A 15,760-nucleotide genomic window follows, 5' to 3' on the forward strand; every position below is an offset into this window, starting at 1 on the left:
GGTCATTGTCTTCGGTATTTAACAGATAGGGTGCCCTTTATCACCACCGAATAAAACATCTTACTACCGATAATCGTTAGTTATCGGTACTAAGTTATTTTAGCTACTTTCGGGTTAAAATATCATCGCTACTCCTTAGTTATATAGGTGCATGGAAAATTCGTCGTTGCTTCCTGTGGTCGTGCCCACTCGCTCGCACTCACTGGTCGAGTTGCCGCCCTCGGTGGCGCGCTACGTCGAGGCCGGCCTGCATGGAGCCGAGAATACCAAGCGCGGATATGCCGCCGATCTGCGTAGCTTCCAGGATTACTGCGAGCATCATCAGGTGCTGCACTTACCGGCCGAGGTGACCACCGTGGCGGGGTACGTGTCCCAGATGGCGGACCGCGGGATGAAGCTGGCCACCATCCGCCGGCACGTGGCCGCTATTGCCAAGCTGCACCAGCTGGCCGGTCAGCCGTCGCCCACGGGGCACGAAGCCCTGCAGGTGGTGCTCGATGGTATTGCCCGCCTGGTAGGCAAGCGCCAGCGCCAAGCGCCGGCCTTTACGGTGGCGGAGCTCAAGCAGTCGATTCGGGCGATGGACGTGACGACGCCTACCGGCCTGCGGGACCGAGCATTGTTGCTGCTGGGCTTTGCCGGGGCGTTTCGCCGTTCGGAACTGGTAGCCTTGAATGTGGAGGATGTGGAGCTGACCCGCCAAGCCTTGGTGATTCATCTGCGCCAAAGCAAGACGAACCAGTATGGACTGGAAGAGGACAAAGCGGTGTTTTACTCGCCTAGTGCAGATTTCTGTCCGGTGCGGGCCGTGCAGGAATGGATTGAATCATTGGGCAGAACGAGTGGGCCCCTGTTTACGCGTATGAGCCGGGGAACACAAGTGCGGCCAGCTCAGCCTGGTCAGCATCGGTTAACAGATCAGAGTGTGAACGACTTGGTTCAGCGTCATCTCGGGATTAGCTATTCAGCGCACTCCCTGCGCGCTTCTTTTGTCACCATTGCCGTCGAAGCGGGTCAGTCCAATAAGGCGATTAAAAATCAGACCAAGCAGAAAACCGATGCGATGATCGAGCGCTACGCCCGGTTAGATGACGTAAAGCGATTTAATGCTGCACAATATTTAGGACTCTAAGTGAACTGTAAAATTATGCATAAGTGCATCACGCCTTCAATTGAGTATAACACGAATGCAAACTACAACTAGAGAATTGCCTGTAATATTTAGAAAATACAATTTCAAGTTACAACCTTGGCAACTTCCAAAAAGGAGAACTTGGCAACTTCCAAAATGGAGAAAACATCCGAACAAAACACTTTTTTCGAATGACTTGAAGTTTCACATTCAAGTACAGGAGAAGTCAAACTGGTGCTGGGCAGCTGTATCTCAAGCCGTATCAAGATATATATTAAAATACAAAAAATATGAACAAGTAACCATTGCCAGTAAAATGACAGGTTGTAGTTGTATTACCACATGCCTCGAGAATTACCCATGCAATAAAATGCAATTGTTAGATAAAACTTTCCGGGTTACTGGCTGTAAATACAATAGTATATATAGCTGCGGTAAAATTATGCCTGCCTGGGTCTTACCTAAAATCATAGGTCGGATTGACATGCATCGACCGATTCCGTGTCGTATCCAATGGGTAACGGAGAGAACCGGACATTTCTCCGTTATCTACGGGTATTATTTAGAAAATGTGAATTGGATTTTTGTGGCTGATCCTGATTCTGGTTATTCAGTATGCAACCTTGATGAGTATTATTCTGGTTCTTCGTCTATACTCACCAACATAGTGATATTAGCTGTTTAAATGGAACTGTCTTTGGAAACACCCCCCAAAGGAGTTTACGAGGCTCTCAGGGATGGTCTTGGAATTCGTCATACCTACAACACCTTATATTTTGATGTATATAGTACAGGCTTGACGCTTACTGAGCCTCACCCTGTTTATCAACTCACTTTAACGTCACTAATTAATGGCTCCTTTCTTAACGAGGCATTTTTAGTCAGTTGGCGATTCATAGTGTTAGAAAATGACTCTGCAACAGCGGCCATAGAAGTTGCAGTTAAAAGCTCTCCGGTTGAAGCATATGTGTTTTCTAGGTGGAATGTAGGAAGATATGTAGAAGGAACTATAGAAGGGGTTTCAAGAATTGAAACTCGTATATCCAATCAAAATATGTATCTGCGACTTTTGCAAATACCGTCATTGCAGTTGACAGCATTGTGGCTACATGGTCCCAATAATCCTGGAGGGCCAATCGATTTTATTCTGCCAATCGTTTCTCCCCCGGCACCTGTTGAGCCTTATCTCCTTTATACACCAGATACACTACTCAGCATTTTACGCCCATTGGCTAATGACTATTTGGACATGAATGATTTTACTGAGCCATTCGGCTAGGATAGCTTAATTCATTAAATGGCTCCCCTCATCTACTCCATTGGCTTTAAACTTGTGCGGGACACTTTATCAAAGATTTTGACAACCATAAAAAAGCCTAAGGAAGTTAGTGCCACTTAAGCGTTGGCGCGAGCGGCCACCTGCTGGCCGTACATGTGGGGCCAGCTAACGGAAACGACCGGGCGGGTGACCTCGCGCTGGAGACGCTTTTAAGTACAGATAATTTGCAAGGCGCATCCGCATCATTGTCCTGAAAGACACCAGTTGTTATGGTCAGCAACTGGCCAAGTGGATCGAGGTATATTGTAATCGCCACTCGGCCTGAGCAGTTAAGGCCGCTTTATACCCATCCTACGCACAATACCCTAGTCAAAAGCCTGAATCAGTAGAGTGACTAATGTATCTTTGTCTGATGCCATATCTAGAAAGAATAAATGAGCTTCTGCACCCGGCGGCTCAGTTTGATTACCATGCTGTCGACCTTTTTGCAGGCTGTGGCGGTCTATCCCTGGGTTTTGAGTCAGTGGGCATAGATACCACAGGATTTGAGATGGATCCCTATGCTGTCCAGACCTACAATGCTAACCTGCACGGGCGTTGCCACCAGCGTAAGCTCACGCCAGAAGTCGACTTTCTGGACCTGGTCACCCAGCATACCGACTTGGTCATCGGTGGTCCTCCATGCCAGCCATTCAGCGTTGGCGGGCTTCAGATGGGGCTGGAGGATGCTCGCGACGGTTTTCCGATTTTCATCAATACGGTTGCGGCTTTACAGCCCCGGATGTTTCTTTTTGAGAACGTCCGGGGTATGCTGTACACCAACAAGTGGTACCTCAACCAAATTGTGACGGAGCTACGCGGGCTCGGCTACATCGTAGAAGCCAAGCTCTTTAACGTTGTGAACTACGGCATTCCCCAAAATCGTGAGCGGGTGATTGTGGTGGGCCATCGTGGAGGGTTCCAGTATCCGCAGCCACAGCGTCACAAAGTAACAGCTGGCGAGGCCGTAGGCGATACCATGAACCTGCTGCTGGATGAATCTAAGCTGCTCACCGAGTCACAGGATCGGTACGTTAAGAAATATGAAATAGCGTCCAAGTGTGTGAATCCCCGCGACCTGTACGCTGACCGTCCTTCCCGCACGGTCACATGCCGTAACCTGGCCGCGGCCACTGGCGATATGCACCGGGTTCGGTTGCCTGATGGCCGTCGTCGTCGCTTAGTGGTTAGGGAGGGTGCCCGGATCCAGAGCTTCCCTGACAATTTCGATTTCAAAGGTCCGGAGGCGAAGCAGTTCTACCAGATTGGAAACGCTGTTCCTCCTTTATTTGCCTATCAGCTGGCGCAATCTGTTCGCAATGTCCTCGACGCCCCGGACATGTATACGGCGGAGCAAATCCGTGAAATGGCGGACCAGTTTGTGGGCAATCCTGCCCTGTTTTAATTCACTTAATACTAGTACGGCTCCGATGCCCACCTTGCCTAAATCCGCTAAATCAGTCAAAACGCCTGAAGTGCGCACCTTAATTTCAGGAATGCTTGATATCCTACAGGCCGTGGGTATTCCAATGGATGTAATGGGGATAAGGGCAAATGGGCGAATGGCAATGGCCATGCTAGCCATTGCAGACCTGTCTCCGGGAAAGAGCTGGGCGCAGGCCAAAGGCATCCTCGAAAAGCACCGGGTCGGTACGCGGGATATCATATTGTTTGACAACCTCCATTTTGGGGAGAATATTAATTTAAGCTCTTACGACGACGTAAAGCGCCGGGACCTGCTGCTTCCTGAAAACTCAAATCTGGTTTTGGCGGTAAATCCCAGGTTTGAAATTGTTGCCACGAACGACCCAACTCGTAAATACACGATGGAAGCAAATTTTGCGGACGTCGTGCGCGCTTATGGTTCCGCGAACTGGCCACAGTGTGTAGCGGACTTCCGGAAACTACAGCCTTCCTTAAAAGAGGACCTGAATAAAGCCCGTGGTCTGGTGCGGGTGCCGGTGAAATTACCGACCGGCGAAGAACTCGTATTCGAGCCGGGAGAGCACAACCAGCTACAGAAAGCAATCATTGAAGACTTCCTGGCCCTTTACGTGCCGCATTGCGAAGTGCTGTACGTCGGGGATGCCGTTGATAAAGCACTCTACCGCTTGGATGACAGGCTGGGTGAGCTGGGTTTCAAGGACCTTGCGCACGAAGACCTGCCGGATGTCATTGTCTACGATAAGGTGCGTGACTGGATTTTCATCATTGAGGCAGTGCACAGCTTCGGTGCCATCAGTGAGATCCGGGTTCGCGAAATCAAACGTCTGATGGCTGGGTGCAGCCAAGACGTTGTCTATGTTACGGCCTTCCTGAACCGGAAAGCTTTCCAGAAATGGTCTGCCAAAATTGCCTGGGAAACTGAAGTGTGGATTGCTGACAATCCCGAGCACATGATCCATTACAACGGCGACAAGTTTCTTGGGCCGCATAAGCCTGGCGTTCAATCAACGATCCGGAATAGCGCTGAGCCCGCCAGAACAAAGCCTGCCCCTCCCCTGACACCACTGGGATTTTAGATTAAGTCAGCTACGCTGTTACCACGAGCACTGGGCCAGTGCAGGACAGCATCCTCATTGCTTGGGTCAAAATCGACCCCGGAGACCGCAGATACTGCTTAAACCTGAACACCTGTCTTTATAGCGTGAAAGTGATTTAAAATTACCCGCTATACCTGATTCTTCGGCCAGGATAATCCCGCCGAAACAGAGGTGTAGACAGTTAGCCAGCGAAACGTCACAGCAGGTCTGAGGGCGATAATACACATACACCCAGGCAGGTGCAACAATCTGCAAGCAGGCAATGAAGGCAGTATTTGTGATCAGGCTGTTTGCAGCACGGGTATTACATAACCATGGCGCACTACGCTGTTCTGCAGGTACCACACCTTGCCTTTGACAGAGTCGCTGAGCCGCAGCTCTCTTTTATTAATTTTAATCAGAAAGCCGGCATCATCTGCTTTAAGCTTTTTATTTGCTCTTTCCCATTCGAGCAAGTGCTCTACATCCTGCATAGTGACAATTCTGCGGGGTGCGGCAGCGGTTGCTGACACCGTCTGCTCCGCATACAGCTCTTCGAGCAGCTGAGGGTTTTTCTCGACCACCAGATCAACTATCGAGCGGCCATTTTCAATCTCACTGTCTGTAAGAGGGCGTTGTTTGCTTATGTTAGAGGAAATACTGGAGCATTTCGCCCGTTTGTGAGGTGTCAGCAGGTCGGTCTGACGCCCCCACTGCTCGATGATTTCCCAGGATTTAGCTCCCAGGGACCGAAGAGATTCTTCTTCCTGCCGGCGTTCCTCAGCAGCCAGCTCATCGTTGTTCTTGCTGTAGCGTTTCTTTTGCTGCTGCGTGTCAGAAAAGTCATCCACCAGCAGATCGAGCAACTTCTGACGACCATCACCGGTCGGGGCCTTTGCAAGCAGGAGCTTCCAGTAATCCTCCTGCTTAGCCCGCTCACTCACCAGTTTCCCGCCGGCATTGTCCAGCAGGAATTTATCGGCCACGTAGAGCAGCTTGCGGATGACTTCCCGCAGGTTTTCCGAAACCTCCTGCTGCTTCCATATTTTGAACAGGTCAATCCGCCCCCCCGTAAGATGATTCAGAAGGGCAAGGCTGTAAGGAACCGTAAGGAACTTGAAATCGCCGATTTTGGTGGCTCCGCGGCCGTATTCCGTGTCAGCAGTCCGGAACAGAATGGCCTTGGCTATCAGGTCTTCAAAGAAGACGTTGTTGGGCAGGCAATCCTTTTTCAGCTTCTCCTTCAGAAACTCTGAGTAGTTCTTCTGGGCACCCCTGGCCACCAAGTAGGGGTAGCCGTTCCATATGTGCTCGAACTTTGCGACCATCTCCTTGCTGAAAAGCTGTTTGCGCGGGTTCTGCTTCTCAAAAGCTGTGCGCCGGCTGGATGACAGCTCACGGTTGTAAGCCACCTTGTACTGGCCGCGAGCCCTCTCAAAGAACCACCGGGTCTGCAGCGCTGAGCCTTTGATTGCCGGCGCCCAGCAAGTGCGGGAAATCTTTTCGAGTTGCCGGTTAAAGGCATTGTTAGCCGACAGGTCAGCCGCCTGAATACCGTTCTGGCTGTTGGCGTACTGGGAAATGAGCGGGATAATTTCATCCATCTCCTCGGGCCGCCGCAGCACCGTCAGCTTCATTTGCACGAAGACCGTGCTGATGTCCGCCTTGTCTTGGCGCTGGGTGCGGAAAATGGCGGCCGTAGTCTGGCCCCCGTTTACAATCTGTAGGTCGCGGACCTTGTAAATCGCCCATCCTCCCCCGGGCATCTCCCGCACTTCTGCATCCTCGGCAGTGGCCGCGATGCCGTTGTTATAGGCTAAGAACCGGTGGGGAGCTGTGCGGATGGTATTGCGGATTCCCTTGTTGACACCACCCGTGAAATCAAGAAAGGAACGCACGTTCTGCTCCAGCAGACGGGCGCCGTATCGCTCATATATTTCCGCCAGCATCGTCCCGGAAACTATCGCCAGGCAGGACTGATAGTCGTTGTTGCTCACCGGCATAGGCAGGCAGGCAAGCGGCTTTCCATAGCTCTTTTCAAAGTCTATTTCAATCGGCTCCCGCCGGTTCCGGCTGGTCCATAAACGATGGAAGCGCTCAAGGTCCCACAGATGGTACTGGACATGCAGCGTGTCCCGCAGTTTGCGGTCCGGTAACACGATATCCGAGGTCAGCCGGGCATTGGTCAGGATAAAGATGCGTGCCCGCACCACTTTGACGGCATGCTCAAACAGCACCTGCGCCAGGTCATAGACCGGAGCCGACTCATCGAGCTTCTCACGGTAGCCGTTAAAAACATCCTTCAGGAAACGCTCGGACTGGTTGGCAGCCGTTGTCACTTCGCTTTTGGGAAACGAGCGAACCTCCCCGCCCTCCTGGAAAAAGGTGATGAACAGGTCGACGGTTTCGTAGTCCTCACTGAGCGCGTATCCGTTGATTTTATGCTGAATCTGATTGGCTTTGTTGGCCTTGATGCTGGTACAAACGCGGGCGTCTTCCGTTTCGCCCGCATCCGACAACATGCCAATCATGTACTCAGTGGCTTTCTCTTCGAGTTGTGCTCCATCCTCCTCTGCCTCTGTCAGAGCGCGGATTTCCTGATTCATGTCGGTCAGAAAGGTAATCAGTTCGCCGGTATCAGACATTGGATTCAAGCGCGGATATGAGAGTAGTAAAGGACACCAGATAAGGAAGCAGCTGGTCTGTGCCGACGGTATAGGAAACTGAGCCAATCCCTGGTGGAAGGTCCGCAGCACGGATGCGCGGAAATGCCTCGTGGACCCGGGCCACCATCGTATGCCGTACCCGGAATCCCTCCGCGTGGTAGTGCTCAGCCTGAGAATGAAAGTAGCCGGCTTGGTGCAGGCGCATCTCAAAGGTTTTGGATGCCGCCGGATCGGATTCTATCCGCGCAGTAAGATGCTGCACGATCTGAGGCAGCGTTTCCCCTGCATTTTCTGTTACCTCCAGATAAAGATGCAGCAGAAAGAGATGCTCAAAAGCACTGTCGTCCAGCTGGGACGCGCCGCTGACCTGAAAGGACTGTGAGCTGCCGGAGCTGGTTTTTACTTCCACCACATTCCGGCCAAAATGAAAATCCTGGGGGTCATGCAGCGGACCTGTCCAGGCATTGATTACCAGATCAGGTGCCAGTCCGTCAGCCAGCAGCTCCCGTATGAGGTGCAGCTCACCGAAAAGCCCCTGCCGGGCCGGGCCGCTGAGTCCCACCGGACTGAAGGCGCTGAACAGGTCGCGCCATCGGGCGAGCTGGTCTGTGAAGGCACGGAGCCGGGCAACGCCGTCGCAGGCAATGCTGACGGCCGCTACAATGTCGGCGGCGAGAATTGCGAAAATGTCAGTGAACCGCTCCTCTGTCAGAATAAGGGCCAGCTGAAACACGCTGGCCGGATCGTCCGGGTCGGGCAGTAGTTCCAGGTTCAGACTGGCATGCTGAGGGTTGGTGGCCACACGGGTTCGCAGCCGCAGGGGAAGTCCCAGAAGCAGCACACGTCGCAGCTCACCAGCTGTTGTATGCAGCAGGCCTACTACCAGCGGGCTGCCGGGATCGGCGGGCAGACAAGGCATAGAGACCAGCTCACCTGGCGAAGGCGGGTTAGTCACCAGTCCGTTCCAGATATCTGCCAGGTCGGCAGCGGAGCCAGGGTTATTCATCGTCGCGGCTCACTAAGTCATCGGCCTCAACGTCGAGCTCGTCCTCGTCCTCATTGACAAACTCTTCTGCCAGCTGGGCGTTGCCGAGGTAGGTAACCCTGCGGTCATCTTTCATACGGGGGAAGCTGATAGCATACCCCATTACAGGAATCATGGGCACACCTGTAGCATGCTCATACCCACCCGGCCTGGGGTCCAGGGGGTAGAGCAGGAGCAGCGCCTCGGCGGGGGCGCGCTGCTTACGGACTTCATCGCCAAGGGGTACTGTAGCCGCTGGCCGGGTGGTACGTGTATTGGTTAAAGCCTCAGCAATCTGAGCGGTAGTCAGGTCCAGGTACTCATGCCGGGAGCTGATGATATGGCCCCTTGGAATTATATACTCAGTGGTGCTCACACGCGCGGGAGGCACTGGCTGGCCGGGTTTAGGCCTGGGATTGGCACCGGCAGCTTCGCGGAACGTGGTGCGTACAGGTGTGATTACCCCGTTTATGTCAAAATCCGCTTCCGGGTTTATAGCGTTGTCGGCTTCTTTCAGAATAATAGTCCAGTGAATCAGGCGGTCATCCGCCTGCTGTTTTCGGATGTAATCGGTAAGCTTTTGCGGCTCAATATCCCGTTGCTGGGTCCGGTACTGGAGCAGGAAATTTATTACCACCTCGGCCTTTACTTCCCGCCAAGCGTAGTGCTGGCGGCCAATGTAGTACTGGTGCCCGGTGGTGACCGGAGCTCCCAGACTGGCTATCAGACGGTGAGCAGCTTCGTAATTGGCGCGGATAAAATCCGGGTCCCGGCGCGGGAAGGTGTAGGTTTGCATCAGCTCACCTGCAAAACTCAGCTGAAGCGGCCACGCACTGCGCATACGGTTGGCAGCCGTTACCTGTAAGACACCAGGCTTGGAGCGGATTTTCAGTCCGTATTTGTCCGGGGTGCTCCCAAGCCGTACCATGCGGTCAAATTCCTGGCGAAGCTGCTCGGTAGCCAGGGTGATATGCCGGTACCAGCCGATGATTTCGGAACTGGTAAACAGGCGGCATAAGTCGGCATAACCGGGACGGTAGCCAAACCATCGGCCCATCTGCATAAGCGTATCATACATCCGCGACGCCCGCAGGTAGTAGCTGACGCATAAGCCCTCGAGCGTCAGGCCGCGCGACAGCTTGTTGCCTCCGACAGCGATGACAAACAGGCCTGTACCATCGTATTCATTGTAGTCAAGGGGCAGGTGCAGCGGGTCGCCGGTCTTGCTGGGAGTTCCATGAACGACGCGCACCCTGATACGGTCGAGTGCAGGGCGCAATTGCTTTCGCACAGCCTCCCAGTTCATGGGCTTGATGTTAGGGTCCTCAACCAGTTGCTCATCGATAAAGCGGGCTGTTGCCGGCATATACTCTTCCTCCCAAAGCTGCTTCAGGCGGGGCTCAAGCGAATTTTTGCGCAAGGCCAGGGTAGCGCGGCATTCGCTGAGGTATTCGCTGACCAGCTCCCCGGTTTTGTTCTGCCACCGCACGAACCGGGAGATGTGGATGAGCATGGAGCTGTGCTGCCGGTTGTGGCCACGCACCAGACGAGCGGCACACGTCAGGAAGAAATGCAGCACGGCGTTCTGAAGTGAATCGGGCAGGTACTCCGGCAGATCACCATCCTTGCGGTGCCTGTCGGGGAACACGTCAGGGTAATTGTCACCTTCAGGGTGTTTGTTGCTTTTGGGAGTTATTTCGTGCATTACCGGCAGCACGTTCTCATGGGAACCCTCCTCATCGTCCTCAGGCTCACCAATGCCAAAAATCCGGTCAGGGCCTATGTAATTTGATGGCGGCTGGATGTTGAAAATAAAGTCCCGTGGAAAAAGCTCCTGTCCTATCGCTGCATCAAGTGTGCGGTCACCTACCTGTACTGTTTTATTCAGCTTCTCGAAATCAGCAGCCGTCAGAACAGGAATAAAAATATTGGCAAATGGGGTGGCCGTGTAGCCAACGTATGCGCGTTGCTCAAACAGCGACAAAAGAATACGGATCAGACCATTAATAGCTGAAATGTTGTCTTTGCTGACGTTGATCGAAGCATTATCAGCCTCATCATCAATCAGCAGCAGCGGCAGGTCGCTGAGTGTCTTGTGACCCTTCTCGTTGAGTTCCCCTTTGTTTGCCAGCCACAAAATGAGATTATTCAGAATGCTGACATTCTTTTTAATGACAATGACCACCGGGTCTGAACCGAAAATATTGGTTGGGACCCGGTCTGCAATATTGGTTTTGAAGTCACCGTTGGGTGCACTGGTAGTCAGCGAGTGAGCGGATACGTCGCGCTTGCGCTTGCCTACCCCTATCCAGTGGTTTCCTGTTTTGTTGGTGCGGGCATCCTCCGTGTTATAGCCCACAAAACCCTCGTCAATTCTCTCCTGGGTCTGGCTGCGCAGACTACTGTGAATGCCGGCCAGTACAATGATGAGCTTATAGCCTGCATCTGCGGCTTTGCAAATCAAGCCGGTATAATTGGCGGTTTTTCCCGACTGAACCTGTCCCACAACCATGCCGCGCCGGTCAAAATTTTCCAGGTCGCGGGGGTTGCCCAGGCGGTCAAGAACAAGGTCCGTGAGTTCTCCCAGCTGGTCAACCGTCTTGGCAGCCAGACGACGGTCAAACTGCAGATGATCACGGTAGCGGTCCCAGAAGCGCCACTTAATATTTTCCCGCTCTTTATCAAGCCACGGCTGCCGTCGGTTCCGGTCTTCCAGAAATGAAAAGGGCAGCGTACGAACCCGGAAGTGCTGTAGCAGGTCGGCCTTCATCCGCTCCGGGTCAGCATCCGGGTACAGTATCAGCAGCCGCTCAACCGTTTCACCGATAACTGCCGGAGTCTTATGGGGTTTGGGCGTGAGCATGGTAATGGCCACGCTTAACACGTCTTCGTGGGTATCAGACATCAGACAGTTTATCAATAAGGTGCGGGAAATAATTAAAAGGCTCCATGTTGAGCAGCATCTGCCGCACGTCCGCCGCACAGCGGCCGGCGGCCCGGAAATCCCTGAACAGGTCCTGTAGCAACGGCATGATTTCCTCGTCGCCAACGTTTTCGTACGGTACGGCCTGTTCGCGGGGCTTTTCGGCCTCACTCAACACAATCAGGGGCACGGGTATGGTTTCCTCGCACATCCGCAGCACGGCATGAAGCAGTGCGGACGACTGGCCTTTGCTTTTTTCCAGCAGGTCTTTCACCAGGGGGTGCTGGCGGTTGATGGTATAGTGCCGCTGGCCAAGACGGACATTTTCCTGCCAGACCGGGGTAAAACCGATGCTATGGGTGTGCTTGAGCCTGCGCCCGCGGGCCCGGTATACTTCAACTGCCCGGGTGCGGGCATGGGTGCCGATGCGTTTGAAGTCCCCCTGCAGCGTGGTCGGCGGGAAGGACTGCGCCTTTCGGATGTCAATCTGCCATGCATCATCCAGGGTGTTGGGCAAGTCCACCATGATGCGGGCCAGCTTGCAGTGCTCCTCGCGCCGGAACAGGCCCAGCCAGTCCCCCGCTACCAGCAGACGCCGGTTACGGTAAATGTAAAAGCCCTGGTGGGCACCCCAGCCGCGCATGCCCCCGGCCTCTTCAAACAGGTCGGGATGGGAAAGCCGACGGTGATGGGGCAGGATGTATGGCCGGATAACCACCTGTCCGCTGAGCAGGGTTTCGTCAAGCAGACGCTGGGTAAAGGGTTCAGCCGTGAGAAACGGGTCCCAGGGGCTCAGCTTTTCCCCATTGACATAAATCGTCAGGCTGCCGTCTTCCAGATAACGATGAAAGACCATGGACAGATGATGTTCGACCATCTTGACGTACTGGCCAAAATGTACTTCATGCTTTTGATTGCCCAGCTGTAGGTTTCCAACCAGCCGGTCCATCTTCTCCCAGAACACAATGGTCCCCTGCGGCTGGGCTGCCAATTCCTCCACGAGGGATTCATCCGAAACGTGGCACAGCAGGTTCCAGGCCTTTGCTTCGTTCACATAATCCAGATCCCAGCAGCGGAAGGTTACTTCTCCTGCCTTGGGCTTTGAAAGAACCGTGAACCGGCGGCACTGGGAGAAAGAGGCGGTTTTCAAGCCAAGCCCGAAGCGTCCCAGGTCATCTTTGTGGCGCACCTGACCAGGGTGCCGGCTTCCTGGCCGCATAGCTTCCCGCAGTGCTTCAGCGTTCATGCCCCGGCCATTATCCGACAGCGTCAGTGTGGACTGCTGCCCCTGCCAGACGATTTCGAGCTGCACGTCTGTTGCACCCGCTGCAATGCTGTTATCAATTATATCGGCCACTGCCGTTTCCAGCGTGTAACCGATAGAACGCAGGGTCTCAAGCATAGCATCGGCCCGTGGGCCGGCCTCCTCGAAAGGAGTAGTATCAAAATTCATTTATAGCCAGCCTTTTGCCGGGTTAAAAATCCAATGGTTAAAGTATCGGAACGCTGTAAAATTTATCTCAAATGCGGGGATTTAATGGGAGAAGTTGGGTGCCTCAAAATGACTTGTTGCACCCAACTCCGGCATTCGAACCACTGCTTTGAGGCAGAGGTGTTTAAGCCTCAGGGTTATCCTGCATAGCTTAGCACCAGCTGCTCGGATGCTTTGGCCAGTTGCTTTTCTACCTTACCAGAGCGTCGCTTTCCTACCGGAGAATCAGGACTGAGAAATGCTGCACAGCCACCGAGAGCATCACGGACACTTTCAGCGATACGCGTACCCATAAGCGGTGGGACTGCATTACCAATCTGCTTCAGTACCGAAGTCCTGGGACCCTCGAAGTAGAAGTTGTCGGGAAAGGACTGTAACCTGGCAGCTTCACGTACTGAAAGTGAGCGACGCTGGGCAATGTCCGGATGGATATAGTAATGCCCGTCCTTGCTGATATGTGCCACAACAGTCTGAGAGTACGTCATGTCGCGGGCTACTACCTTAAATCGGTCCGTAAAATCCTTTTTGTTCTCGTGGAACATCAGGTTTGCGGGAAGTTCATCATAGCGCATCCGCTGGTACTGATCTCCACCGTCATTCCAGTGCTCAATGAACAGCCGGTATATCTCCCGGTCTGCCTCCCGATGCGGCCGGGTTTCATGCCATGTAATTACCGGGCAGTCCCGGCGCAGACCGGTTTTCCTGATGTAAGGTGTCTGTTGCTGTGTGTAGGCTGTGGCATTGGGTAGTCTCTGGCCTGGCTCCAAAGAGGGAAGGTCATCCAGCAGTTCAGCTACCAGATGCTCATTTTGTTCTTCCGGCGTCAGAGTTTTAAATACCGGGTAGCCCAAGGCGGGTTGATCAATCCGCCAGCCAATGATTATCAGGCGCTCACGGCTCTGCAATACGCCGAAGTCCCGGGCGTTCCATTCCCGAACATCCATCACGTAACCCGCATCCAGAAACGTTTCCCGGATAAGATTCAGTTGCTGGCCGTTTTTGAAGCTCAGCATGCCGAGAACATTCTCAAATACGAACATCCGGGGACGGTACTTGCTCAGAAACTTGGCGTACTGCACATAAAGCTTGCTACGAGGGTCCTTTTCCATCGCAGCGCTACCCAGGCGGGCCCGGCCGGCAACAGAAAAAGTCTGGCAGGGAGGACCGCCGACAATCAGGTCAATTTCCCGTTGTCCTTCCGGCAGCCGTTGGAGGAGCCGGTCAATCCGGTCAAATATCGCCTCCCGTGTGTCTTCCCCGATTGTCCCATTGATGACAGAATCCAGTACTTCAGACGGGATCAGCTTGTATAACTCTTCACGCGGCAGGCGCTTGCGCAGGTAGTCAAAATAGGGCTGGTGGTTTTTCTGATTCTTCAGATAGTACCAAGCCAACCGGGTCCGGATGGTGTCGCAGGCGTAAGCGTCCATCTCCACGTGGGCCACCGGAGTAAAACCCGCATTATGGAAGCCTTCAGATAAGCCACCTGCGCCGGCAAACAGGTCTATGTAGTTCATTCCTAGATATTTGACAAAATCAATTGTCTTTGCAGATTACAAGTACGGGAATTTCTGCTGTGTGCCAGCATTTTTAATGCTCAAGTTCGTCCGATCCGGGGGCAGTCAGGGAAAAATAAAGCCGCTCCAGCGTGCGTTCCCGCACAGGGGGCTTCAGTTCACACTCCCATACGGTCAGCACCCGCCACCCTTGGTTCTGTAGTTCAGCCTGCTGCCTTGCGTCATTTGTCACATTGCGTCCGATTTTATTCACCCAGAATTCCGTTCGGGTTTTAGGCACCACAAAATACCGGCAGTTCTCGTGGCGGTGCCAGAAGCAGCCGTGTACGAAAATTATAGTACGAAGTCCGGAGAATACCATGTCAGGTTTGCCGGGAAGGTGCTTTGCATGCAGGCGGTAACGCAGTCCGCGGGCGTGCAGGTACTGCCGTACCAGTAGTTCAGGTTTGGTATTTTTGCCCCGGATACGGGACATATTGAAACTCCGCGTGGCAGCGCTGTGAACGTCACTCATATTTGGTTAAACGTTCGAAAATACCATAAGGTGCGACGTTTTCTTTCTGTGTTCATCAGGAAGCAGGCCATCCAAACCCTTATATTTATCACACATTTCTCTCCTGCTGTATGAAAGATAAGCGGCAACTCACCCCTGCTGTAACCGGTACCGGTTTCCAGACTGCCACCTTCATTCCGATGTTATGTACGCACGATCAAAAAGTCACGCCTCATTCAGCAGGAAAAGTATTATCCCGAGATGGTGTTATGATTGAAGTCGAGCTACGGTGTCGTATATGCGGACTGGAGGTGATATATGCCACCGATCAGCTACCGGATGGTTACCAGATATATCACATCCGGGTGACGGGTGAAGACGGACCGCATCTGCCGGCTGAATTCCGTCCTCTCGCATACATTGAGGAGGAGTTCGAAGTAGTAGGAAACTCTCTTCAGGATGCTCACGAACGAGCAGAATTTGCCTGTACCCTACGTTTTCAGGGTCATAGAACAACATGGTTTATTGATGGTGCCACGCATCTGGATGAGCGTTTTTAGTGTAAAACTATTAGCTCTGCAATATCCTGTTTTTGTAATATGTGAGCAGCCGGAGTCAGAACCCTGATTTGGATCTGATGCTGATAGCAGAACCAGTGTCTGACCAGTGTCTG

The 15,760-nt window shown here is 53.1% G+C and carries 12 protein-coding genes; 6 read left to right on the forward strand and 6 right to left on the reverse strand.

Translation table 11 applies throughout. From position 1 onward, the window contains the following. The first annotated feature begins 151 nt into the window (after window positions 1-151). From EI293_RS20850 to EI293_RS20870, 5 genes are all read left to right on the forward strand, one after another. Window positions 152-1,132: a tyrosine-type recombinase/integrase gene (locus tag EI293_RS20850; RefSeq protein ID WP_125440493.1), complete on the forward strand. Its 981-nt coding sequence runs from the start codon at window positions 152-154 to the stop codon at window positions 1,130-1,132. A gap of 55 nt (window positions 1,133-1,187) precedes the next feature. Then, a complete protein-coding gene (locus EI293_RS22690; protein ID WP_125440494.1) occupies window positions 1,188-1,817 on the forward strand; it encodes a papain-like cysteine protease family protein in 630 nt (209 codons plus the stop codon). Further along, on the forward strand, window positions 1,818-2,411 hold the full coding sequence (locus EI293_RS20860) for a hypothetical protein (RefSeq protein ID WP_125440495.1): 594 nt from the start codon (window positions 1,818-1,820) through the stop codon (window positions 2,409-2,411). 412 nt (window positions 2,412-2,823) lie between these two features. After that, window positions 2,824-3,855, forward strand: a complete 1,032-nt coding sequence (locus tag EI293_RS20865; protein WP_125440496.1) for a DNA cytosine methyltransferase — start codon at window positions 2,824-2,826, stop codon at window positions 3,853-3,855. A 25-nt stretch (window positions 3,856-3,880) separates the two neighbouring features. Then, a complete protein-coding gene (locus EI293_RS20870; protein ID WP_170170478.1) occupies window positions 3,881-4,972 on the forward strand; it encodes a BsuBI/PstI family type II restriction endonuclease in 1,092 nt (363 codons plus the stop codon). 302 nt (window positions 4,973-5,274) lie between these two features. On the opposite strand, the gene EI293_RS20875 is transcribed toward EI293_RS20870, so the two are convergent. The 6 genes from EI293_RS20875 to EI293_RS20900 form a co-directional block, all read right to left on the reverse strand. Beyond that, the gene (locus EI293_RS20875; RefSeq protein ID WP_125440498.1) at window positions 5,275-7,617 is read right to left on the reverse strand and encodes an AIPR family protein; all 2,343 of its coding nucleotides are present in this window, start codon (window positions 7,615-7,617) and stop codon (window positions 5,275-5,277) included. After that, window positions 7,610-8,644 (reverse strand): PD-(D/E)XK motif protein, encoded by a 1,035-nt coding sequence (locus EI293_RS20880; protein ID WP_125440499.1) that lies wholly within the window; start codon window positions 8,642-8,644, stop codon window positions 7,610-7,612. Before EI293_RS20880 ends, EI293_RS20875 begins: the two co-directional genes overlap by 8 nt. Continuing rightward, window positions 8,637-11,567, reverse strand: a complete 2,931-nt coding sequence (locus EI293_RS20885) for a Z1 domain-containing protein (protein ID WP_125440500.1) — start codon at window positions 11,565-11,567, stop codon at window positions 8,637-8,639. Before EI293_RS20885 ends, EI293_RS20880 begins: the two co-directional genes overlap by 8 nt. Further along, a complete protein-coding gene (locus EI293_RS20890) occupies window positions 11,560-12,987 on the reverse strand; it encodes an ATP-binding protein (protein ID WP_170170479.1) in 1,428 nt (475 codons plus the stop codon). The genes EI293_RS20885 and EI293_RS20890 overlap by 8 nt, the downstream gene beginning before the upstream one ends. 227 nt (window positions 12,988-13,214) lie before the next feature. After that, on the reverse strand, window positions 13,215-14,594 hold the full coding sequence (locus EI293_RS20895; protein ID WP_125440502.1) for a DNA cytosine methyltransferase: 1,380 nt from the start codon (window positions 14,592-14,594) through the stop codon (window positions 13,215-13,217). 73 nt (window positions 14,595-14,667) lie between these two features. Continuing rightward, window positions 14,668-15,108 carry a very short patch repair endonuclease gene (locus tag EI293_RS20900; RefSeq protein ID WP_125440503.1) on the reverse strand — a complete coding sequence of 147 codons (441 nt, stop codon included), beginning with the start codon at window positions 15,106-15,108 and terminating at the stop codon, window positions 14,668-14,670. Between the two features lie 110 nt (window positions 15,109-15,218). Here EI293_RS20900 and EI293_RS20905 point away from each other — a divergent pair, with 110 nt between their 5' ends. Then, the gene (locus EI293_RS20905) at window positions 15,219-15,647 is read left to right on the forward strand and encodes a hypothetical protein (RefSeq protein ID WP_125440504.1); all 429 of its coding nucleotides are present in this window, start codon (window positions 15,219-15,221) and stop codon (window positions 15,645-15,647) included. The last annotated feature ends 113 nt before the right edge of the window (window positions 15,648-15,760 follow it).

This window comes from Hymenobacter perfusus (genome assembly GCF_003944765.1).
Taxonomy (GTDB): Bacteria; Bacteroidota; Bacteroidia; order Cytophagales; family Hymenobacteraceae; genus Hymenobacter; species Hymenobacter perfusus.